Source organism: Nonomuraea sp. NPDC000554 (assembly GCF_040300065.1).
GTDB lineage: Bacteria > Actinomycetota > Actinomycetes > Streptosporangiales > Streptosporangiaceae > Nonomuraea.
The window spans coordinates 25,591-46,793 of sequence record NZ_JBEPDC010000050.1 but is presented as its reverse complement, the minus strand read 5'-3'; the positions used below and the strand labels follow the sequence as shown (position 1 = coordinate 46,793).

The 21,203-nt window shown below is 70.6% G+C and carries 18 protein-coding genes and 2 pseudogenes; 12 read left to right on the top strand and 8 right to left on the bottom strand.

The window, feature by feature from the left end:
• Positions 1 to 437: 437 nt before the first annotated feature.
• A complete protein-coding gene (locus tag ABT294_RS49470; RefSeq protein ID WP_350813505.1) occupies positions 438 to 1,955 on the bottom strand; it encodes an alpha/beta hydrolase in 1,518 nt (505 codons plus the stop codon).
• 136 nt (positions 1,956 to 2,091) lie between these two features.
• Between ABT294_RS49470 and ABT294_RS49465 the strand changes: the two genes are divergently transcribed.
• Complete coding sequence (locus tag ABT294_RS49465; protein WP_350813504.1) at positions 2,092 to 3,219, top strand: sensor histidine kinase; 1,128 nt, start codon at positions 2,092 to 2,094, stop codon at positions 3,217 to 3,219.
• Positions 3,220 to 3,238: 19 nt separating this feature from the next.
• On the top strand, positions 3,239 to 3,904 hold the full coding sequence (locus ABT294_RS49460) for a response regulator transcription factor (protein WP_350813503.1): 666 nt from the start codon (positions 3,239 to 3,241) through the stop codon (positions 3,902 to 3,904).
• A 7-nt stretch (positions 3,905 to 3,911) separates the two neighbouring features.
• Here ABT294_RS49460 and ABT294_RS49455 read toward each other — a convergent pair whose 3' ends face one another.
• Together ABT294_RS49455 and ABT294_RS49450 are read right to left on the bottom strand one after the other, a co-directional pair.
• Complete coding sequence (locus tag ABT294_RS49455; RefSeq protein ID WP_350813502.1) at positions 3,912 to 4,073, bottom strand: recombinase family protein; 162 nt, start codon at positions 4,071 to 4,073, stop codon at positions 3,912 to 3,914.
• Entirely contained in the window at positions 4,052 to 5,416 is a 1,365-nt protein-coding gene (locus ABT294_RS49450) for an MFS transporter (protein WP_350813501.1), read from the bottom strand. Before ABT294_RS49450 ends, ABT294_RS49455 begins: the two co-directional genes overlap by 22 nt.
• A gap of 194 nt (positions 5,417 to 5,610) precedes the next feature.
• Between ABT294_RS49450 and ABT294_RS49445 the strand changes: the two genes are divergently transcribed.
• Positions 5,611 to 7,182 carry a serine/threonine protein kinase gene (locus ABT294_RS49445; RefSeq protein WP_350813500.1) on the top strand — a complete coding sequence of 524 codons (1,572 nt, stop codon included), beginning with the start codon at positions 5,611 to 5,613 and terminating at the stop codon, positions 7,180 to 7,182.
• Positions 7,182 to 8,651, top strand: a complete 1,470-nt coding sequence (locus ABT294_RS49440; RefSeq protein ID WP_350813499.1) for a serine/threonine protein kinase — start codon at positions 7,182 to 7,184, stop codon at positions 8,649 to 8,651. The genes ABT294_RS49445 and ABT294_RS49440 overlap by 1 nt, the downstream gene beginning before the upstream one ends.
• A gap of 72 nt (positions 8,652 to 8,723) precedes the next feature.
• On the opposite strand, the gene ABT294_RS49435 is transcribed toward ABT294_RS49440, so the two are convergent.
• Positions 8,724 to 9,674: a GlxA family transcriptional regulator gene (locus tag ABT294_RS49435; protein WP_350813498.1), complete on the bottom strand. Its 951-nt coding sequence runs from the start codon at positions 9,672 to 9,674 to the stop codon at positions 8,724 to 8,726.
• Positions 9,675 to 9,865: 191 nt separating this feature from the next.
• On the opposite strand from ABT294_RS49435, the gene ABT294_RS49430 reads away from it, so the two are divergent.
• The 4 genes and pseudogenes from ABT294_RS49430 to ABT294_RS49415 form a co-directional block, all read left to right on the top strand.
• Complete coding sequence (locus ABT294_RS49430) at positions 9,866 to 10,531, top strand: DJ-1/PfpI family protein (RefSeq protein ID WP_350813497.1); 666 nt, start codon at positions 9,866 to 9,868, stop codon at positions 10,529 to 10,531.
• 145 nt (positions 10,532 to 10,676) lie between these two features.
• Complete coding sequence (locus ABT294_RS49425; RefSeq protein ID WP_350813496.1) at positions 10,677 to 11,138, top strand: hypothetical protein; 462 nt, start codon at positions 10,677 to 10,679, stop codon at positions 11,136 to 11,138.
• A gap of 2 nt (positions 11,139 to 11,140) precedes the next feature.
• Positions 11,141 to 11,422 carry a hypothetical protein gene (locus ABT294_RS49420; RefSeq protein WP_350813495.1) on the top strand — a complete coding sequence of 94 codons (282 nt, stop codon included), beginning with the start codon at positions 11,141 to 11,143 and terminating at the stop codon, positions 11,420 to 11,422.
• A gap of 104 nt (positions 11,423 to 11,526) precedes the next feature.
• Positions 11,527 to 11,742, top strand: a pseudogene (locus tag ABT294_RS49415) (hypothetical protein); the annotation flags it as partial.
• Between the two features lie 111 nt (positions 11,743 to 11,853).
• Here the strand turns inward: ABT294_RS49415 and ABT294_RS49410 are convergent.
• Both ABT294_RS49410 and ABT294_RS49405 read right to left on the bottom strand, forming a co-directional pair.
• A pseudogene (locus ABT294_RS49410) lies at positions 11,854 to 12,363 on the bottom strand (cupin domain-containing protein); the annotation flags it as partial.
• A gap of 54 nt (positions 12,364 to 12,417) precedes the next feature.
• Entirely contained in the window at positions 12,418 to 13,641 is a 1,224-nt protein-coding gene (locus tag ABT294_RS49405; protein WP_350813494.1) for an esterase-like activity of phytase family protein, read from the bottom strand.
• 352 nt (positions 13,642 to 13,993) lie between these two features.
• On the opposite strand from ABT294_RS49405, the gene ABT294_RS49400 reads away from it, so the two are divergent.
• A complete protein-coding gene (locus tag ABT294_RS49400; protein ID WP_350813493.1) occupies positions 13,994 to 15,091 on the top strand; it encodes a PP2C family protein-serine/threonine phosphatase in 1,098 nt (365 codons plus the stop codon).
• A 95-nt stretch (positions 15,092 to 15,186) separates the two neighbouring features.
• On the opposite strand, the gene ABT294_RS49395 is transcribed toward ABT294_RS49400, so the two are convergent.
• Entirely contained in the window at positions 15,187 to 17,979 is a 2,793-nt protein-coding gene (locus ABT294_RS49395) for an AfsR/SARP family transcriptional regulator (protein ID WP_350813492.1), read from the bottom strand.
• A 98-nt stretch (positions 17,980 to 18,077) separates the two neighbouring features.
• Between ABT294_RS49395 and ABT294_RS49390 the strand changes: the two genes are divergently transcribed.
• On the top strand, positions 18,078 to 18,530 hold the full coding sequence (locus ABT294_RS49390) for a carboxymuconolactone decarboxylase family protein (protein ID WP_350813491.1): 453 nt from the start codon (positions 18,078 to 18,080) through the stop codon (positions 18,528 to 18,530).
• Between the two features lie 34 nt (positions 18,531 to 18,564).
• Positions 18,565 to 18,855 carry a hypothetical protein gene (locus ABT294_RS49385; RefSeq protein WP_350813490.1) on the top strand — a complete coding sequence of 97 codons (291 nt, stop codon included), beginning with the start codon at positions 18,565 to 18,567 and terminating at the stop codon, positions 18,853 to 18,855.
• Positions 18,856 to 19,057: 202 nt separating this feature from the next.
• Here the strand turns inward: ABT294_RS49385 and ABT294_RS49380 are convergent, their stop codons facing one another.
• Positions 19,058 to 19,789 (bottom strand): MerR family transcriptional regulator, encoded by a 732-nt coding sequence (locus tag ABT294_RS49380; protein WP_350813489.1) that lies wholly within the window; start codon positions 19,787 to 19,789, stop codon positions 19,058 to 19,060.
• 115 nt (positions 19,790 to 19,904) lie between these two features.
• Here ABT294_RS49380 and ABT294_RS49375 point away from each other — a divergent pair, with 115 nt between their 5' ends.
• A complete protein-coding gene (locus tag ABT294_RS49375) occupies positions 19,905 to 20,813 on the top strand; it encodes a CPBP family intramembrane glutamic endopeptidase (RefSeq protein ID WP_350813488.1) in 909 nt (302 codons plus the stop codon).
• The last annotated feature ends 390 nt before the right edge of the window (positions 20,814 to 21,203 follow it).

The window sequence follows — 21,203 nt, the reverse complement described above, 5'->3', positions numbered from 1 at the left end:
CCAGCCACGGCCGCATCGCCAACGCCCTCAAGAACGACGGCACCGCCGAACTCGACATCCACGCCACCACCTCCAACGGCGACATCACCGCCCGCCGCCTGTGACCCGCAGCCCCCATGGGAACCGTTGATCGAGTCGGCGCCCTGCCGGCCATGGCCGGCAGGTCTCAAGACGAGCTCACCACCGCCGCGTACGCCGCGACCGAGGCCCTCAAGGTCGACGCCGATGTCGCCGCGGCGGGTGAGTTCGCCGGTGGTCCCGTGGTCTTCCTGGCAGCCGCCCACCCCTCAGGACGCGAGAGGGGTGCAGCCGGAACCGCTGTGGGTGTGGTCCGTCGTCTGCGCGATCGACGTAGGAGCCTCGCTGCTTGGCACGGTCGGCCCCAGCTCTTGAATGCGTGAGGCCGCGATGGGGCGTCGCGGCCTCGGGGCTGCGGGTCAGGGATGGCAGCTCGGGTCGGTGGCGGGGAGGGTGCCGGTGGCCAGGTAGGCGTTGACCTTGGTGTCCACGCAGGCGTTGCCGTAGTCGCCGTAGATCCCGTGGGCGGTGGTGCCGCGCAGGGTGAGCAGGCGGGAGCCGGTCAGCGCCCGGTGCATGGCCTTGCTGCCCTCGTAGGTGGTGGCGGTGTCGCCGGTGGCGGACACGATCAGCGCGGGGGTGGGGTTGGCGACGTGCGTGAGGCTCTCGCGGGGGTGGTTCGGCCAGAAGGCGCAGGGCCAGATGTTGTTCTTGAGGGGGCCGAAGAGGGGGTGGCGCGTGCGGCTGCGCTGGACGTCGTTCCAGTAGGTGTCGGGGTCGCGTGGCGCGGCGCGGTCGCCGCAGGTGATCGCGGCGGTCGGGCTGGCAAGCGGGGAGCCGGCGCTGGTCAGGATGAACGCGAGGAATCCGTTGAGTTCGGGGCCGGGGTCGGCCGGACGGCGGTGCGCGGCCTCGTTCAGGGTCCGAACGGTGGAGGAGAACTCCGCGCGGGCCGCGGGGCGGTCGTTACCGGAGCCGACGGAGAGGATGTACGGGACCACCTGGTCGTCCACCTCGTAGGGGCCGACGCGCAGCGGGCGGTCCTGCGCGGCGGCGACGATGGCGTTCACGGTGGCGAGCACGCGGGCGGGGGTGGCGCCGAGGCCATAGGTGCCGTGACGGTTGGCGGCCCAGACCGCCCAGCCGCGCAGCGCGCGTTCCGCCTCCTCTTCGCTGCCCTGCATCGCCCTGGGGCCCCACTTGTTCGGGTCGCCCGCGCTGTCCAGGACGACGCGGTCGGTGCGGCCGGGGAACATCTGGGTGTAGACCGCGCCCAGGTAGCTGCCGTAGGAGTAACCGAAGAAGGAGATCCGGCGCTCCCCGAGGACGCGGCGCACGAGGTCGATGTCGCGGGCCGTGTCGCGAGTGTTGGCGTACGGGAGCACGTCGGCGTGGCGCCGGGCGCAGCGCTCGGCCAGGTCGCGCTGCACCGCCACCTGGTGATCGAACCGGGCGCGGGTCGAGCCGGCCGAGCGGAGCCACAGGCCGATGGGCCAGCCGCAGTCGAGCGGCGTGCTGCGCCCGACGAAGCGCGGGTCCAGGCCGATGAGGTCGTAACGGGCGGCGACGTCCTTCATGGCCGCGCGCGTCTGCAGAGGCATGCCCAGCGAGCTCTCGCCGGGGCCGCCGCTGTTGAGGACCATGGTGCCGATGCGATGGGCGCGATCGGTGGCGGGGAGGCGGGACAGCGCGAGTTTGATGGTGCGGCCGCCGGGCCTGGAGTGGTCGAGCGGGACGGTGAGCTCCGCGCACCGTGCGCCTGCCCGGTCGAGCTCCCTGCCGAGGGCGTCGTCGGGGCCCTGGGCGCAGGGCTTCCAGTCGAGCGGCGAGGGCCGGCCAGCGTCGGCTCTGGCCGGGGACGCGACGGCGGCGGACAGGGCGATCAGGGCGAGGGCCGGGACCAGGCGTCTGCGGGTCCGCGCATATGTCGATTTCATGGTCGGGGACGCTATTTCGGCCGGACGTCCGGCACGATACAGCTGGCCGCACGCGCGTTGGTACAGCCCGCTGTAGTGTCCGGCGGTGACCGGTGGCGGATAATGGTCTCCATTCCGGCGTCGTGAGGAGGTGCGCATGCGTGACCGGGCGTTCTCCGGCTCGGTCTACCTGCTGGCCACGCTGGCCACCGCCGTGGTCACGGCGCTCGCGTTGCCGGTGCTGCTCGCGCCGCCGGCGGGGCGGGGCTGGGCGGACTGGCACCGTCAGCGGGCCGGCAGGCTGCTCGGCGTTCCGGCCGACGGGCGGCCGGGCGGGCGGCGGGATCTCCCCTGGGCGCTCGCGCACGTCGTCGTCGGGTTCACGCTCGGGCTGGCCGCCCTGATATGCCTGGGCAACATCCTGGTCGCCGCGGTGGCGTTGCCGTTGTGGTGGGCGTTTCCCGCCGACGCGCGTCCCACCCTGTTCTCGTTCTTCGATGTCCATGTGGGCGATTGGGGGACCGCGCTGGTCGGGGGCTCTGTTCAGATCGCCGTCCTCGGTGCGGCGGCCTGGTGGGTGCTCCCGGCGCTGGCGCGGCTCCACGCGCGGCTGTGCCTGGCGGTGCTCGCGCCGTCGGCCCGCGAGCGGCTCACCGAGCGGGTCGACGTGCTGACCAGGAGCCGGGTCGGGGTGGTCGACGCCCATGGCGCGGAGCTCCAGCGGATCGAACGCGATCTGCACGACGGGACGCAGGCGCGCCTGGTGGCCATCGCCATGCAGGTGGGCCTCGCCCGGGAGTCGCTCGCCGACGACCCGGACACGGTCGCGACGCTGCTCCAGCAGGCGCACGAGACGGCGGAGGAGGCGATGGTCGAGCTCCGCACGGTGCTCCAGACGATCTACCCGCCGATCCTCGCCGACCGCGGGCTCGACGGGGCGCTGACGGCGCTGGCCGCCCGGTCGAGCGTGCCGGTCCACATCGAGCTCGCCGATCTGGGCGCGCTCCCGGCGACCGTGGAGGCGGTGGCCTACTACGTGATCGCCGAGGCGCTGACGAACGTGACCAAGCACGCCGCCGCCACGCGGGCGGCCCTCCGGATCGAGCGCGCCGACGACGTGCTGTCCATCGAGGTCACCGACGACGGAAGGGGCGGCGCCGACGAGGCGCGCGGCACCGGGATCCCCGGGATACGCCGACGGGTCGCCGCCCTGGACGGCGCGGTCCGCCTCGACAGCCCGCCGGGCGGCCCCACCACGCTCGCCGTCCAGGTGCCGTGCGCATAGTGATCGTTCAGGAGGTCCCGTGCGGGTCGTGATCGCCGAAGACAACGTCCTGCTGTCCAGCGGCTTGGAGCTGCTGTTGGCGGCGAAGGGCTGCGATGTCGTGGCGGTCGTCGGCGACGGCGAGGCGTTCCTCCTCGCCGTCGCCGAGCACCGCCCCGACATCGCCATCGTCGACGTGCGGCTGCCACCGTCGTTCCGCGACGAGGGAATCCACGCCGCGCTGCGGGCCCGCCGCGAGCACGGCGCGCTGCCGATCCTGGTGCTATCGCAGTACGTCGAGCGCGAGTACGCCGGCGAGCTCCTCTCCGACGGCCGCGGCGGCATCGGCTACCTCCTCAAGGACCGCATCGGACGGGTGGCCGAATTCGTCGACGCCCTGCGCCGGGTCGCGGCCGGCGGCACCGCCATGGACCCCGAAGTGGTCGCCCAACTCCTCGCGCGCCGCGCCGACGACCCCCTGGACACCCTCACCTCCCGCGAGCGAGAGTCGCTCGCCCTCATGGCGCAGGGCCACGACAACGCCACCATCGCCGAGCGGATGCGCATCTCCGACAACGCCGTCCACAAGCACATCGGCAACATCTTCGCCAAGCTCGGCCTGGCACCGGACGACTCCGGCCACCGCCGCGTACGCGCAGTACTCACCTATCTGGACGGCACACCCGGCCGCGGGAACCCGCACTGATCCGCGTTCAGGCCTCTTCCGGCCCGCGAAGAGGCTCGGAGAGCATGGCGGGGTCGTAGATGCCGGTGAGGAGTTCGAGCTGGATTCCGGCGGCTTGCAGGCCGGCGGCGAGCGTCATGAGTTCGGCAGCGTTGCGGGCCGGGCGCTTCAGCTCGTGGACGGTGAACACGACGGTGACGGCTGGGTGACGGTGCTGATGGAGTCGGTCGACCCGGCGGTGCCGAAGCTGCTGTCGCTGGGTGCGGACATCGAGGTGCTGCGCCGCAGGATCGCGGAGACGGCGGCGGCCGTGCCCGACCGGTACCCACCGGCGGACGCGTGCGGCCGGGCGGAGTCGGGCGCCCTCAGCAGCAGTCCGGCGGACAGGGTCGCCAGCAGCGCAAGGGCGGCGAGGACGCCGAAGCCGTAGCGCGTGTCACTGTGGTCGGTGACCGTCGCGACCAGGAACATCGCCCCGACCGTAGCCGCCAGCCCGCCACCGTTCGCCAGCCCGAAGGCCCTGCCCACCGAGGCGTCGTCGGCCGAGGCCATCAGCATGGTGCGGGAGGCGATCCTGGCCTGCCCGAAGAAGAACGCACCCAGCGGCACCCCGACGAGGTAGCCGACGATCCCGAACTGGCTCTGCAGCACCAGGCCGACATTGCAGAGCAGAAAACCCACGACGGCGATGCGAAGGTCCGGATGGCGTCTGCTGACGATCCGGTAGGCGCCGGTGGCCGCCAGGAAGCCGAGACACCCGAGGGCGTCCACGACGCCGAACGTTGCCGCACCCAGGTGGAGTTCGCCGATGACGGCAGTGGGCAGCAGCGCGTTGAAGACCGTGACGACCACGCTCCCCTGGGCGTAGAGCAGGATGAAGCGGCGCACACGCAGCGGCCCGCGCGACGCTGCCGGGGCCGGCGCCTGCTCCCCGGCGGCGGCAGCCGGCGCCCGGTCCGGGCGGCGCCCCACCGCGGCGACGCAGAGCGCCGAGACCATGAAGGTCGCGGCGTTGAACACCAGCAGCGGCACGGCACCGAACGCCTGGACGGACAGCCCGCCGACCGTCGCCGACAGCAGCATCCCCGCCTGGGTCCCCATCTCGTAGCGGGCGTTGAACCGCCGCAGCCGGTCCGCCGGAACCCGTTCCTTGATCAGCGCGGAGCTGGCCGGGAAGAACAGGGCGCTGACGACGGCCAGCCCCAGATTGGCGCTGTAGATCCCGGGCCCCGGGGCACCACCGCAGGCCAGCCACAGTGGCAGCCCGAGGGCCAGCGCCGCACTGGTGGCATCGCACCCGATCCACAGGCTCCGCCGGTCGAAGCGGTCGGCCAGCCGTCCGAAGAAGGGCGACAGCAGCGCCTGCGGACCGGCGACCGCGATGAACAGCCAGCCGACGGCCATCATGGTCTGCTGCTCCCTGATCATGAGCAGCGCACCGACGATGAGCTGGACATTGTTCCCAAGGGCGGTGGCGAAGGCCGCGGACACGAGCAACCCCTCGGCCCGGCGGGGGTGGTGACTGAGGATCATGGCATCAGTGTCCGGAGGTTCACTGACATCTTCTGTCAGTTGTCGCTCAGACGGACTCCCGGCCCAGTCTCATCCGAGTGAGCTCAGACGTGCGCGAGAGCGCCACCGTCCAGGCCTCATGACCATATATCGGACGCAATCACGGCATTCCCGCTATGGTGCTGAAGATCCATAGTTTCCGACATTGGAGTGTCATGCCGTCCGCCGAACCCCTCCGGGAGGGTGATCCCGCCGCCGTGGGGCCGTACCGGCTCCTCGGACGGCTGGGCGCGGGCGGGCAGGGAATCGTCTATCTGGGCCAAGGGCCGGACGGCCGCCCCGTCGCGGTGAAGGTGCTGCGCGAAGGGCGGGCCGACGAGCGTTTCGCCAAGGAGATCGAGGCGGCGCGGCGGGTGGAGCCGTTCTGCATCGCCCAGGTGCTGGACGCGTCAGCGAGCGGGCGGCCGTACATCGTGACGGAGTACGTGGAAGGGCCGTCGCTCCAGCAGGCCGGCCGCCACGCGGGCGCCGATCTGCAACGTCTGGCCGTGGCGACGGCGACCGCGCTGGCGGCCGTCCATCAGGCGGGGATCGTCCACCGCGACTTCAAGCCCGCCAACGTGCTGCTGGGGCCGGGCGGGCCGCGGGTGATCGACTTCGGGATCGCGCGGTCGGCCGGGGCGGGGCCGTCGGGGGCCAGCGGGATCGTGGGGACGCCCGCGTACATGGCGCCCGAGCAGCTCGCCGGGACGCCGATCGGGCCCGCGGCCGACGTGTTCGCGTGGGGCTCGGTGATGGTGTTCGCCGGGACGGGGAGCCCGCCGTTCGGCGAGGACACGCTGCCCGCGGTGATCAACCGCGTCCTGCACAACGAGCCGCGGCTCGGCGACCTGCCGCAGCCCTTGCGCGCGATCGTGCTCGAATGCCTGGCCAAGGATCCGGTACGCCGGCCGTCCATGCAGGACGTGCTGCTGCGCCTGCTGGGCGACCCGAGATCCGGACCTGGGAGCGGCGTCCCGGCTGGTGCGGGGTTCGGAGGCAGCGGACCGGCGGGGCCAGGGCTGGAAAACGGCGCCCCGGGTTTCGACGGCGGCGGTCCTGTCGGCAGGGGACCCCGTTCCGGCGGCATGGCCACGGCGCCCGGGAGGTCGGGGCGCAGGAGCGGGCCCTGGATCGTGGCAGGGGCCGCCGGCGCGGTGGCCCTGGCGCTCGTGGGGACCGCCGTCTGGGGTGTCGCGAACGGATGGATCGTCAAGAGGCCGCGCCCGACCGCGGAGTCGCTCGCGATCGCCACGAACGAAGACCCCAAGCCGACGGCGACGCCCACGCGCCCGAAACGTACGAAGAAGCCGACCTCCCCCAGACCGACCAGGAAACCGACCACCGAACCGCCCGAACGGCCCACGCGGGAGCCCACCACCTCCGCCCCGCCGACGCGTACGGCGAAGCCCACCAGATCCGCCACCTCAGCGGGGTCGTTCAGGATCCCCTCTCTGTACGTCCAGGGCGCCAGAAAGGCCAACACCCAGGACTGCCAGATCGGCCAGAGCAACGCGTTCGCCGTGGTTGAGGGCACCAAACTGCGCACCAGGTTCACCTACCAATGGATCCTGGACGGCAAGGTCGTGATGCGCTCCGAGGCTTACATCGCGGGCGTCCACACCCAGGGGGCCACCAGCCCGCTCATCGAGAAGAACGGCCCTCACACCATCACGCTCCGCGTGACCTCGCCCGTCGCGGTGTCGAGGACGCTCAAGTTCACCATCTGCCCGGTCGGGACCGAGTGATGGACCCGCTCCGGCCCGAGGATCCGCCGGCCATCGGTCCGTACCGGCTGCTGGGACGGCTGGGCGCGGGCGGGCAGGGCGTGGTCTACCTGGCCCAGGGGCCCGACGGGCGGCGGGTGGCGGTCAAGGCGCTCGCGGACGGGCTGGCGGGCGACCACCGCTTCGCCAAGGAGATCGAGGCGGCGCGCCGGGTGGAGCCGTTCTGCATCGCCCAGGTGCTGGACGCCTCGCTGGGCGCGCGGCCGTACATCGTGACCGAGTACGTCGAAGGCCCCTCCCTCCACCAGGCGGGCCGCCACACCGGGGCCGACCTGCAACGCCTGGCCGTGGCGACCGCGACCGCGCTGGCCGCCATCCACCGCGCCGGCGTGGTGCACCGCGACTTCAAACCGGCCAACGTGCTGCTCGGGCGCGACGGGCCGCGCGTCATCGACTTCGGCATCGCCCGCACGGCTGACCAGGCGCTGACGGTGACGAGCAGCATCGTGGGGACGCCCGCGTACATGGCTCCCGAGCAGCTCGCCGGCGCGCCGGTCGGACCGGCGGTGGACGTGTTCGCGTGGGCCTCGGTGATCGTGTACGCCGCAACGGGGACGCCACCGTTCGGCAACGACTCGCTGCCCGCCGTGATCCGCCGCATCCTCAACGACGAGCCGTATCTGGGCGATCTGCCGGGGCCGCTGCGGCCGATCGTCCTGGCCTGCCTGACCAAGGATCTGGCGGCGCGGCCCGCCATGCAGGACGTCCTGCTCTGGCTCATCGGCTCCAGGCCGGCGCCTCCCCTGCCCTCGCCCCGTCCTCCTGTCCCTTCCCCTGCGCCCGCGCCGCGGCGGGGGCCGGTGAAGGCGCTGCTGACGGGCGCCGGGGCGCTGATGCTGGCCGCCGCCGTGGTGGCCGGGGCGATCACGTGGATGCCGGACGCGGCGACGACCGAGGCCGCCTCCACCCCCTCCCTGAGCGCGCCGGCCACGACGCCGGGCCCGACGGCCACGTCCTCCCGCCGCCGACCGGCCGCCAAGTCCACGCCGAGCAAGCGCCCGTCCACGAAATCGGCCACCCCCAAGCCGAGCACGGCCGATCCCACGACGTCCCCGTCCGAAAAGACCAGCCCCACCAGGACCGCGCCGACGAAAACCGCGACGACCGCGGCCGCGAGCGGGAACACCCGCCTGCAGTCGCTGACCCTGGACGGGATGAAGACGGAGAAGGGCTGCTATTCACCCAGCCTCTTCCCCGTCGCGGTGATCAAAGGCCCGACGGGCAGGAACGCGGAGTACGGCTACAGATGGATCGTGGACGGCCAGGACGAGGGCTGGAAGACCGGCTACCTGTACCGGGGGACGGACAAGAACATGCGTAACCCGCTCGGCGCGTTCGACCCGGGCAGGCATACCGTCGTCTTCCGCCTCCTGACCGGAGTCAAGACCACCAAGAGCCTTTCGTTCACTGTCTGCGACGCCTACTCCTGAACCACACGACTCCGAGAAGGAACTCGTGGCCCAGCTGAGACGCCACCAGCGTGTCGATTGAGTTCAGGAAGCTCAGGATGCGTTCGTCCGGAAGGAGGAGCGGTAGGACTGCGGCGTGACGCCGACGACGCGTTTGAACCGCTCCCGGAACGCGGTGGCCGAGCCGAAACCGGCCTGCGCGGCGATGCGTTCGACGCCGTGGTCGGTGGTCTCCAGCAGGAACTGTGCACGCCGTACGCGTGCTCGCAGCAGCCACTGCAGCGGGGTGGCGCCGATCTGCTCGCGGAAGCGGCGGCTGAAGGTCCTCGCGCTCATCCCGCTGCGCATGGCCATCTCCGCCAACGTCAGCTCCTGGGCGAGGTTGTCCTCGATCCACGACAGCACCGGCTCCAGCAGCGAACCCTGAGGGACCGGCGGCTGGGCGTGGAGGATGAACTGCGCCTGACCGCCCTCCCGTTCCAGGGGCATCACCGACAACCGGGCGGAGTCCGCGGCGACCGCCGAGCCGAAATCCCGCCGGATGATGTGCAGGCACAGGTCCAGGCCGGCGGCGGCCCCGGCCGAGGTCAGGATCTGGCCGTTGTCTACGTACAGGACGTCCGGTTGTACATCCACCTGTGGGAACGTCTGGGCCAGCCGGCGAGCGGCCATCCAGTGCGTGGTCGCGCTCAGCCCGTCCAGCAGCCCAGCTGCGGCAAGGGTGAACGCTCCCGCGCAGATGGAGGCGATCCGGGTGCCTGCGGCCGCGGCCGCGCGCAGTGCGTCGAGCACCTCCCGGGCGGGTGGGGCGGCTTTCTCGGAGCATCCCGGCACGACGATCGTGTCCGCCTCCCGGAGCGCCTCCAGGCCGTGCGGGGCGATGAGTGTGAAGGCGTCGCTGGCCACCTGTGGCGTTGCGGCACAGACCAGGACGCGGTACGGCCGGCGCCCGTCCGCCAGCCGGGTACGCCCGAAGGCCTCGATCGGCGTCGCCATGTCGGCCGCCACCACATGGTCCAGAGCCAGGACCGCCACCGTGTGCATCAGGACACGATAGGCGAGAACCGGCCAGCCACAAAGAGGCAGGTGAAGCGTGTGACGCGGTCATCTGCGCAGATGGAGCCTGATGGCGAGAACCCGTTGGAAATTGTCGATTCAGCCCATGGGACGTCCCCGGGCGGGCTGTCTAGCCTTGCGCTGCGAGATTCGAGCAAGCGACGAAGGAGCAACGGCTGATGCATGCGCAGGTCGTCCTGTACGACGGTTTCGACCCTTTGGATGCCATCGCGCCCTACGAGGTGCTGCACGCCGCGGGAATGGCCACCGGCGGAGCCGTGACCGTCGAACTGGTGACGGCCGAAGGCGCCCGGGAGGTTCCCAGCGGCACGCCGCCTCTGGCGTTGCGGGCCGCCGGCGCGCTCGACCCTGCCGGCGCCGACGTGGTCATCCTGCCCGGCGCGGCCGGCGAACTCCCTACCGGGAAAGAGGTCAGTGAGGAGGAACGGCGGCGCTCCATCCCTGTGATCCTCGGCCGCGCGTTGGAGACGGACCTGCCCGCGCTGGCCAGGGAGGCCCTCGAACGGGAGGACACGCTGGTCGCCACCGTCTGCGGCGGTTCCATGCTCCTGGCCATGGCCGGGCTGATCAAGGGCCGCCACGCCACCACCCACCACCACGGGCTGGACGTCCTCAGCGCCGGCGGCGCGCTGCCCGTGGCAGCCCGGATGGTCGACGACGGCGACCTCATCACTGGCGGCGGTGTCACGTCCGGCCTCGACCTGGCCCTCTACCTCCTGGAACGCGAGATCGGCCCGCAAATCGCGCACGCGGTCGAGACTCTCTTCGCCCACGAGCGCCGTGGCGTCGTGTGGTCCAGCCGAGGCCCCTCCCCCGCCTTCTGACCGCCCACACCGCACGTGTCCAACCCGAAGAAAGCACGCCGTTCACCATGTCAGCCACCGAAGGCATCCAGCACAACCCGATCATCGACACCCCCTGTGCCATGGCCGGCGCCGAGCGCACGGCCGCGGAGCGGAGGGCCGGCCGGTGACGAAGTTCCTCCTCTCCGTCCACGTCCTGGCCGCCATCATCGCCGTTGGCCCGGTGACCGTGGCGGCCAGCATGTTCCCCGCCGCGGTGCGCCGCGCCCAGGCGGCGGGTGCGGACGCCCCCTCGCTCGCCTCCGTCCGGCTGCTGCACCGGATCTGCCGCGTCTACTCCGTCATCGGCCTGGCCGTGCCGATCTTCGGCTTCGCCACCGCCAGCGGTCTCCACGTCCTCGGCGACGCATGGCTGATCGTCTCGATCGTGCTCACCGCCGCGGCGGCGGGCGTCCTGGCGTTGCTCGTCCTCCCTGGGCAGGAACGCTTGCTCGCCGAACTCGGCGGGGCCTCGACGGTACGGGGTTCCACGGCGCGCCTGGGGATGCTGACCGGAGTCTTCAACCTGCTGTGGGCCGTCGTGACGGTGCTCATGATCGTCCGGCCCGGCTCCACCACGGGAGTATGAGCGTGAGCCGGACCAGAAGGCCCTTGCCCATCGCGGCCGCGGTCGAACTCGTCTCGCTCATCGTCCTGCTGGGCAACCTCGCCACCGCACACCTGCCCGCCATCTCCTCACTGGCCGAGCCCATCCATGGTTGCGCGTACCTGTTCACCGTCGCCGCCGCCCGCGACCCGCAGCGCACCGTCGTCGCCGCCGCCCTGGCCTGGCTGCCGGGGATCGGCGGGCTGCTGGCCCTGTGGCGCCTCGACAGGACGGCGGCGCAGGGTGAGCAGGTCCGCGCCGACTGAAGCCGCACAGGTGCGCGTCATGCAGGCGCGAGGAGACGATCACAAATGCTTCATCGACGTTCTCCCATGGATCATCTCCGGGCCCGTGTAGTTGCCTGGGTGGTGTGGACAACACCTTGATTCTCGGCGGCACCGGCCAGACCGGCCGCCGCGGTTCCGTGATCGTCATCACCGCTCCCACCGGCCAGATCGGCCGACAGGTCGTCGACAGGATTCTCGACCATGGGCAGCCCATCCGCGTGATCGCGCGCGATCCGTCCTGTCTCGCCCCGCAGGTGCGCGAGCGCGTCGAGGTCGTCCAGGGGTCGCACGGCGACCCGGACGTCGTCGCCAAGGCGTTCGCCGATGCCGACAGCGTGTTCTGGCTGGCGCCCCCCAACCTCCGCGCAGAGAGCGTCGAGGGCTACCTTCTGGACTTCACCCGGCCGGCGTGCGACGTCACAGGCGACCTCTGTGGCGAGCAGATCCAGCGCCGCCCGGGTCCGCGGCCCGGCGGGCACGACCGCCAGCGGCGGGAGCATGTCCAGCAGGCGGTCGCCCACGTCGCCGCGGAGTTCGTAGGCGCCCCGGATCATGATCGTGGCCCCGGGCAGACCGTCGCCGTAGGTGCGGGGGGCCAGACTCCGGTGGAGCCCTGGCGCCTCCTCCCCCCCGCCGACGACGTATTTCTGCTGTCCCTGAATCACGACCTGGGGTGGGGTGGACGGGTCGTCGGCGACCGTGTACCGCCCGGTGGCGCTGATGAGGGCGGTGTCACCGGCGGCGAGGCGCACGGGCGCGTCGTCGTCGAGCCGGATCGACGCGTGGCCGCCGAGCGTGGCCACGACCGTGAGCGCAGGAGTGTCGGCAAAGGTCAGCGACCATGGCGGCCGCTGGACCAACTTCCTGACCAGCGCGTTCTTGGCGCGGGCCCGGTGCAGCAGATCGCTCAGGACGTCCATGCCGCCCACGGTAGACGATCACATCGGAACAGATCCGTCCGACGCCTTTCAGCGCTACCGCTTCGGGAATCCGATCACGATCATCTCGGTGGCGTCCGTCTTGCCCGGGACGCGGCCGGCGCTGTCCGGGAAGTTGTTGTCCTGCATGACGGCGATCCTGTTGCCCGGCAGGGGGAGCAGCGCCTCCACGGACTGCAGGGGGAACTTGAAGGGGTCGCCGAGGCCGTAACCCCCGGCGGGGTCGTCCGAGCCGATGTGGGCCGGGTTGCGCAGATTCAGCAGGTCGGCGACCTCGGTCTTGACGAGGTAGCCGTCGGCGTCGGTCTTGCGCCGGTCGATCAGGTAGACGCGCTTGAAGGTGGCCTTGGGCCCCTCGTCGTCCTCACGCTCGATCAGGATGGCCCGGTTGGCGTCGAGGGACTGCATGTCGGCGATGCGGTAGTCTCCGCCGTCCGTGCGGTACTGCCAGGAACGACCGGTGTACTGGTTCTTCTGGGTGTCGAACTCGTAGATGTGGCGCCGGAACGGGTTGGCCTCGTTGGCCAGCGGGCCTTCCACCGCGGGGTAGAGGAAGCGTCCGTCGGGAGAGGAGGCGAGGGCTTCGAAGCCGCGGCTGCTCGGCACCGTCCAGGGCTCGCCGCTCGGCAGCGTCGGGTTCTGCGGGGCCTTGAGCGAGGGGTGGGCGATCGGGGCCTGCAGCAGCTTGCCTGTGCTGTCGAAGTGCAGGAGGAACGGCCCGAACTCGTCGCCGACCCACATCGACCCGTCGGGGGTCCGGGTCACCGACTCCACGTCGAAGTCGCCGCCGGTGAGCAGCCGGTCCGCGGTGTCCTCGTTGACGATCTTGAAGGGGATCTTGTGGTCCGGGTCGCGGAGCGAGAGGAACCGGCCCACGTCGATGGTCCCGGCTCCGCCGCGGGCCGTCTCCCAGTGTGGCGTGAACTGGTAAAGCCGCAGCAGGAAGTCCACCGAGTTGCCCTTGGTCCCGAAACCGTTGTCGGGCATGGCCCAGAACGCACCCTTGCCGTCGGGCAGCATGGACGAGATGCCGAACACCAGCTGGCTCGGGTAGGGAGGCGTCATGCCGTTGTTCGGGTCGCTGAAGGCGCCTGTGGGCGGGCCGGGGGCCGGCGTGTAGGCGGGCAGCGTGGCGCGGCCGAGCAGGGTCGCGCGAGCGGGGTCACCGGCCGGCGGGGCCGCCTTGCCGGCGGCGAAGGCGGGGGAACCGACCAGCATGAGCGCCGCGGTGGCCAAAAGGACGAGGGGGCGACGTCGCACGTCTTCTCCTGAGGAACGGACCAGTGAGGGGCATTGGCGAGTCGGATCAAATCGGTCGACCATTAACTGCGGTAACGGACTTGATGGCGGCAGGCCGTAGAGGTGGCGAAATGCCGATGACATCCGCTGATCGCGCGCCGGGAGCGACGACCACGCCGGGCAACTCGACTGCCCAGCCACCACCCGGACAGACGCCCTGGGAGTGTCGCCTCGACAGGCAATTCACCATTGACTAGAACAGGAGCAAAGCCAGGACCTGGGGGAATGACGTGCGACGAACCCCAGGGGAATTCACGTGGCCTTTCCCACGCTGTTCGCACACAGGTCGATCGGATGTGGGATCGAGGCGCGGATGACCCCACTCTCCACCAAGTGGCCGTGGTACTTCTCCTTCATACCGGCCGCCATGATCGTCATCGGGACCGTCCTGAACATTCTGTCTCCGCGCTACTACTGGGGCGACTACCTGCTGGGCGCCGCGGTCGTGGTGGCAGGAGCACTGCTCTCGCTACGGCACACGATCGCGGTCGGAGCGGCCATCGTGCTGGTCCAGCTGGTGCTGTTGGTCAAGGACGGTTACTTCGGTCATGTCGTCGGCACGTTCTCATTGATCAGCGCGGTGTTCACCGCGCTCGTCGGCCTCGGGGTGAACCGCGTGGTCACCAGCCATAGCCGCCGGCTGGAAATAGTGCGTTCCGTCGCCGAGGCCGTGCAGCGTGCTGTGCTGCCCGCACCGCCGGCACGTGTCGGCCCGCTGGCCATCGCCGCGGTCTACAAGGCCGCGCAGATCGAGGCATTGATCGGCGGAGACGCCTACGCCGTGCAGGACACGCCGTACGGCACCAGGCTGCTGATCGCAGACGTGCGGGGCAAAGGCCTGGGCGCGGTCGGCACGGTGTCCGTACTGCTGGGCGCATTCCGGGAGGCGGCAGACCAGGTAGCCGACCTTGTGGTGCTGGCCGAGCGTATGGAGCGCGCACTGGTCAAAGAGGCCTCCTCGCGCGAGGAGAGCATCCGAGTGGAGGGATTTGTCACGGCCGTGCTCGGCGAGATCCCACCGGGCGCGGACCGTGTGCGGTTGCTGAACTGCGGCCACCCCTCTCCGTATCTCCTCGAGGGTGACACGGTGTCCTCGCTGGATCCGGGCGAGCCGAGCCTTCCACTGGGCATGAGCAGCCTGGGGGTGCCGCGGGCAGGGCCAGAACACTGGCCGTTCCCGACCGGGGCCACGCTCCTGCTGGTCACCGATGGGGTGACGGAGGCCCGAGGCCGTAACGGGACTTTCTACGAACCGGTGAGTCGACTCGGCGGCCGGGGTCCGTTCCGGCAGCCGGACGAGGTGGTTGAGGTCCTGATGCGTGATGTCGAGCGCTGGACCGACGGTCCACGCGATGACGACATGGCGATTCTGGCGATCACCCGATGTGCCGGTGAACCGGCCGGTCCGTGAATCCGTTGGCCACGGAACACGGCGCCGGCGCATGGTGGCTTCGGTGTGAGGTCTCCCCCGGCGAAGGGCCGTCCCGCGGCAGAACACTCATGGCCTCACGGGGTGAGGATGGTCTCCTGCCTTGCGGACGCTCCGGCCTGTTCCAGGAAGGTGCGGACCTCCTCGGCCTCCGGAACACCGAGCTCCCCGTACAGGCCGAGAGCCAGCCGCCCATGCTCACAAGCCTGCTCTGAGTGCCCGAGTGCGAGGTGGGCGCGCGCCAGCCCATCGTGAGCACGCGCCTGCTCCGGCCGGTTGCGCGTCAGGTCGGCGAGCGCGAGCGCGGCCGTGTGCTCCTCGACCGCCCGAGCCGGGTCGCCCGCCGCCTCGGCCAGCCCGTTGAGCGCGGCCGCCTCGTCGGTGGTGGTGCCGAGCTTGCGGTAGAGAGCCGCGGCCTGCTCGTGGCGGGTGCGTGCCTGGGCGAGCTCGCCTTGATGCCGGAGGACGATGCCGAGGTGGTTGAGAGTCATCGCCTCTCCGGCCGGGTTACCGACCTTGCGGTGGAGCGCCAGCGCCAGGTCGAGATGGCGCCGGGCCTCCTCCGGACGGTCGGCCCGGTCGAGGACGAGAGCGAGGATGCCGAGCACATGGGCCTCGCCCCGGGTGTCGGCGCAGATCCGGGTGAGGTCGAGTGCCTGCTGGAGGTACTGCTCCGCCTGCGTGTCCTGCCGCCGGCGCAGGGTCACGTTGCCCAGCGTGAGCAGTGCCCGAGCCCGCTCGTAGGCCTCCTCGCACGCGTCGAGGGCCTGGTGGGCGTGCTCCTCTGCGCGCTCGTACTCGCCGAGCCGCCAGTAGGTCCACGCCAGGTCGGTGAGCGCTCGCGCCTGGACCTCGCGGTCGCCGAGCTTGCGGCTGCGCTGGAGCGCCAGGGTGTGGAGAGTGAGCGCGTCGTCGTGGTACGCCTGCCGGTCGAGGTAGGGGCGCATCGCCAGAGCCAGCATGCCCAGGCAGATCTCCGGCCCGTGGACGGCGGTCGCGATGATGTTGGAGCGTTCGGCGTCGAGCCAGGCGCTCGCCTCCGCGGCGTCGCGGATGGGCGCGATCGGGGCAGCCGGCTGGGGGATGCCCTCACGGTGGCTGAGGCTGTCCGGGAAGAGCAGGTCCACCGCCGCGCGGGAGCGGTGCAGGTAGTAGGTGAGCAGCCGCAGGACCGCGCCGTCGTCCTTGGCGATCGAGCGAGCGTGCTCGCGGAGCAGGTCGTGGAAGGTGTATCGGCCCGGTTCGAACTGCAGGAGCATATGGGCGTCGAGGAGGCCTTCGAGGAGCTCCTCCGCCTCGTCCTCCGGGATGCCGGCCAGCGCGGCCGCGCCGTACGGGTCGATGTCGCGGCCCGGCACCAGCCCGAGCAGGCGGAACATGCGCTGCTCGGCCTCGTGGAGCTGCTCGTAGGAGAGAGTGAAGGCGGCCGACACGCCGTCCAGGAGGCGGCGGTGGTCCCGCAGCCGGCCTGCCAGGTAGGACACGGTCCAGCGCGGGCGGTGCTGGAGACGGGCGGCCGAGATCCGGATGGCGAGTGGGAGGTGCCCGCACAGCCGCAGCACCTCGCGTACGGCGTCCGGCTCGTGCTGAGCGCGTTCGCCCACGATCCGCTCGAACAGCTCGGCGGCGTCCTTTTCCTCCAGCACGTCGACCGACAGCGCGTGCGCGCCGTCCAGGTCGACGAGCCGCCGCCTGCTGGTGATCAGGACGACGGTGTCGGAGTGCCCCGGCAGCAGGGGGCGCACGTGCTCGGCGTCGAAGGCGTTGTCCAGTACGGCGAGAACGCGGCGTTCGGCCAGCTCGGCGCGCCAGAGGGCGCTCCGCTCGACCAGTGTGACCGGGATGCGGTCGGCGGGCACCCCGAGCTGGCGGAGGAGAGCCTCCAGCGCGGCAGCGGCGTCGACCGGCTCCTGGCCCGCGGTGTGGGCCCGCAGGTCGATGAAGAGCTGGCCGTCCGGATAGCGGGAGGCCAGCCGGTGGGCCACGTGGACGGCGAGCGTGGTCTTGCCGATCCCGGCCATGCCGTCGATCGTGACGACCGCCGACCGCTCGCCCACGAGCCGATCCAGCTCGGCGGTCCGTCCGGAGAAATCAGGAATGTCGTAGGGCAGGAAGGTGGAGCGACGCGGCGGGCCGGAAACGACCGGCGCCGCGTCAGCCAGGCGCAACGCCGGATCATCCGCCAGGACCGCCCGCTCCAGCTCGGTGAAGGCGTGCCCGGGATCCAGCCCCTGCTCGTCGGCGAGAGTCGCACGGTAAGAACGCGCCGCGGCCAGGGCGTCGGCCTGCCGCCCCGCCCGGTGCAGGGCCAGGACGAGGTGGCCGTTGAGCCTCTCGCGGAGCGGGTTGGCGGTCACCTGGGCGAGGAGCCCGTCGAGCAGATCGCCGTGCCGCCCGGCGGCGAGCTCGCCCTCGACCAGGCGCTCGTACGCCGACAGCCGCCGGTCGTTCCAGAGCTCCCGGACGCCGGTGACGTAATGCGCGTGCACGTCCTCCAGCGCCTCGCCGCTCCACAGATCCAGGGCTTTGCGCAGCTCACCGGAGGCCACCAGCTCGGTGAACTCCTGCGCGTCGAGCTGTCCGGGCTCCGGCTGCGCGACGTAGCCACCGGCACGCGTCTCCAGGAGCTGTACGGCTCCCGCACCACGCAGCACCTTGCGGATCGCGGTGATCGAGGCGTGGATCTGCGATCGGGCGGTGTCGGGCTGGTCGTAGCCCCACATCGCGTCGATCATCCGCTCGATGCTGATCACTCGGCCGGCATTGAGCAGGAGGTAGGCCAGCACAGCCCGGTGACGTGGGGCGATGCCCGTCAGCGGCTCACCGTGGACGACCATCTGGACGGGGCCGAGAAGGGTGAAGCGCAGCATGGTCCCCCCAAATCGCCATCGCATCGTGCGCGCATAGCGAATGTATCAATCCGGGCAACCACTCTGACCTCACACCAACCACGACAGAGGAGAACACGATGGAAGCCCGGATGAAGAACCCCGCCACGATCATCCCCACCGCGATGAAGCCGATCATGGAGCTGATGAAGGCCGCGCAGTCGCAGGGCCTCCCCCAGGAGCTCATGGAGATGATCCACCTGCGGGTCAGCCAGATCAACGGCTGCAGCTTCTGCGTCGACGCCGGCCTGAAGAACCTGCGCAAGCTCGGCGAGAGCGACGAGCGCATCGGCCTGGTCACCGCCTGGCGCGAGGCTCCGTACTACACCGACGCCGAGCGGGCCGCGCTGGAGCTGGCCGAGGCCTCGACCCGGCTGGCCGACCGCGCCGACGCCGTCCCCGACGAGGTCTGGAACAACGCCGCCGACCACTTCGACGAGCAGCAGCTGGCCTCGATCCTGCTGATGACCGCCGTCACCAACCTCTTCAACCGCCTGAACGCCCCGATCCGGCAGATCGCCGGTAGCTGGTAAGCGCCGACCCTCACGCACAGAAGGAGACACCGACATGTCCGTCGTCCGCTCGCACCGCTACTCCGTCGCCGACGCCGACCTGGAGGAGTTCCTGGCCCGCCGGAACTCGCTGGTCGCGACCGTCCGGAAGGGGCACCCCGGGCTCACCCACGTCGTGCTGATCCAGCTCGAGGACGGCACCTACACCGACACCTGGCACTGGGAGACCGCCGAGCAGATGGGTGCCGCGTTCGCCGCTCTGCCCACCTTCCCGGAGGCGCCGCTGACCATGGCCCTCACCACGGACAGCACCGCCCTGAACGGCCAGGTCGTCGACGAGCACTGAGACCCGATGACCGTCTTCAGCACCGGCGATGTCGACGCAACCTTCGAGCGGGTACCAGCCGCCTTGTAGGCCATGGCGATTCCGGCCGCCCGCCCGGGCGGCCGGAGACTCGCACTGTGCGGCCTGGTCCGGGCGGCGTTCACCCCCGTCGCGTACAGCTTCCTGCAGTCAGGCTTGCGCAGGGCGCCCGGCAGGCCTGGCGTCAGCTTCTTGGCGCCCGGAGACGGGCGAGCGTGTCGAGTTGTGCGCTGTTGAGATGCAGTTGCTGGAGTTCCTGGAGCATCTTGGTGGTCGCCGTATCCGCTGATTCACACGTGTTCGGCGAGGCTGTCGGCAGGTTTGCGCGCAGAGCGTCGGCGGTTCTCTGTCGTTGCTCGCCTGGCGCGTCGGGTGGCATCTGGGCGAGTTGTTTGACGGCGTCGAAGAACGCGGGAGTAGCGTGCTCACTGAGGTTGGCGATTGCCTCGCGTGCCGCGTGAACATCGGGTCCTGACAGCTGTGCGATCAAAGTGGCGACATCGAGGTCGAATCTCGCCGCCTCGGCCGGAAGGCCGAGTTCGCTGTGCAGCTTCGACAGGTCGCCACCCAGGCCCGCGGGAGCGTCAGGTGCGCCTCCTTCGGTGCGGAGCGAGCGAACGAGATCGCGCTGCGCGCTCAGCTGCGCCATCTTCGCATCGATGTCGGCCTCGATCCGATCCAGGACCATCGTGGTCGATTCGTGCAAGTCGTCATCGAGGATGCTGGGAACCTCGGTGAGGCTGACTCCGAGCCCGACAAGGTGCCGAATGCGGAGCAGACGGACCAGGTCGTCGACGGTGTACCTGCGGTATCCGTTGGGTGATCTGGGTGGCTCGGAGAGGATGCCGATCTGGTGGTAATGCCGCAGGGTCCGCACGGTCACGCCGGCGAGTTTCGCGAGCTGGTGTGAGTGCATCGTCTTTCGCTTGTCTGATGTCCATGGACTTGACTCCGACGCTACGTCGTAGTTTCGGATGGGGCAAGGCATCGTGCGCAACCGATGCGAAGAGGCCGAGGACCCTGGAGGAGATATGAGCAACACGACAGCGACCGACCACGGCGCCCTGCAGCACGGGGCGAGTCCGGATGCGTCGTCGTCGTATGTGCATGGTCTGCGTGACCGCCCGCAGCTGTGGCGCACGATTCTGGCCGTACTCGCCGGGCTCGGGGTGCTGCTCACTGTGCTGTTCGTCGCGGCGATCCCGGTCGGGATCGCGGCGGATCGTCTCCTGGGCGTGACACCGTTCGACCCTGAGCACCCCTCGTTCACGATCGGGTTCTGGATCGCGGGGAACCTTCTGCTTGCCGCCCTGATCCCGGTCTCGGGGATGCTGCAATGGGCGATCTATGGCGAACGCCCGCGCCGGCTGTCCTCGACCGAGGGGGGCTTCCGATGGCGAGTTCTCGGACGAGCCGCGGTGTTCATCGTCCCGATGTGTGTCGCCCATCTGGTGGTGTTGCAGTTTCTCATGCCGGTCGGCGCGATCGAACTGACCATGACCACGATCTCGCTCTCGGTCGTTGCGTTGATCACCGTGCCCTTGCAGTCAGCGGGCGAGGAGTACCTCTTCCGCGGTCTGATCTTCCGCGCCATCGGTGCCCGCTTCCGCCGTCCGGCGATCGCCATGATCGTGGCTGCCGCGATCACCGCGTTGCAGTTCGCCGCGATCCACGGCTCCGCCGATGGCTGGACGCTGGCCTACTACACCCTCGCCGGGGCCTGTTTCGCCGTGATGGTCCAGGCCACGGGAGGACTGGAAGTCGCCGTCCTCGTGCATGCGGTCAACAACACGCTCCTGCTCATCCCGACCATCCTCGCCGGGCAACTCGGCGCCCTCTCGGTCACGACCGGGCCGATACTGCTACTACCGATGCTCCTCATGCTGCTTGTTACCGCGCTCGTGTGGAAAATGGCCCCGCGTCTGACGAGGAACAGCTAGTGGCTCGTCTCTGAACGTTGGGGCGGCGCCGGCGGGAGGGGCGGTGCTGGTCGCCGGGGCGATCGTCCGCAAGGAGGAGGACGGCCCCCGAGGGCATCAGGATAGGCAGCACCGCGAAGCAGCTGCGCACGGCCTACCCGAAGCTGGAGAAGTCGGAGCGGGCTCGGGGAGACTCAGACGGCTCCCAGCACGTTGGCTGACGGAACCCAGGACGCGTGATGCCCGCGGACAGCGACCGCGTACCCGCGCCCTGGGGGAAACCGTCTCCGTTTGCTGAAGGTGTGCGGGGTACGACAGCGGATGAAGCGAAGGCGAGCGGGCAAGCCACCCGTGGCCCGTCTCGGCACCGGTTCCGGACCGTCGTAGTACCGGCTCACCCGGCCACGGCCT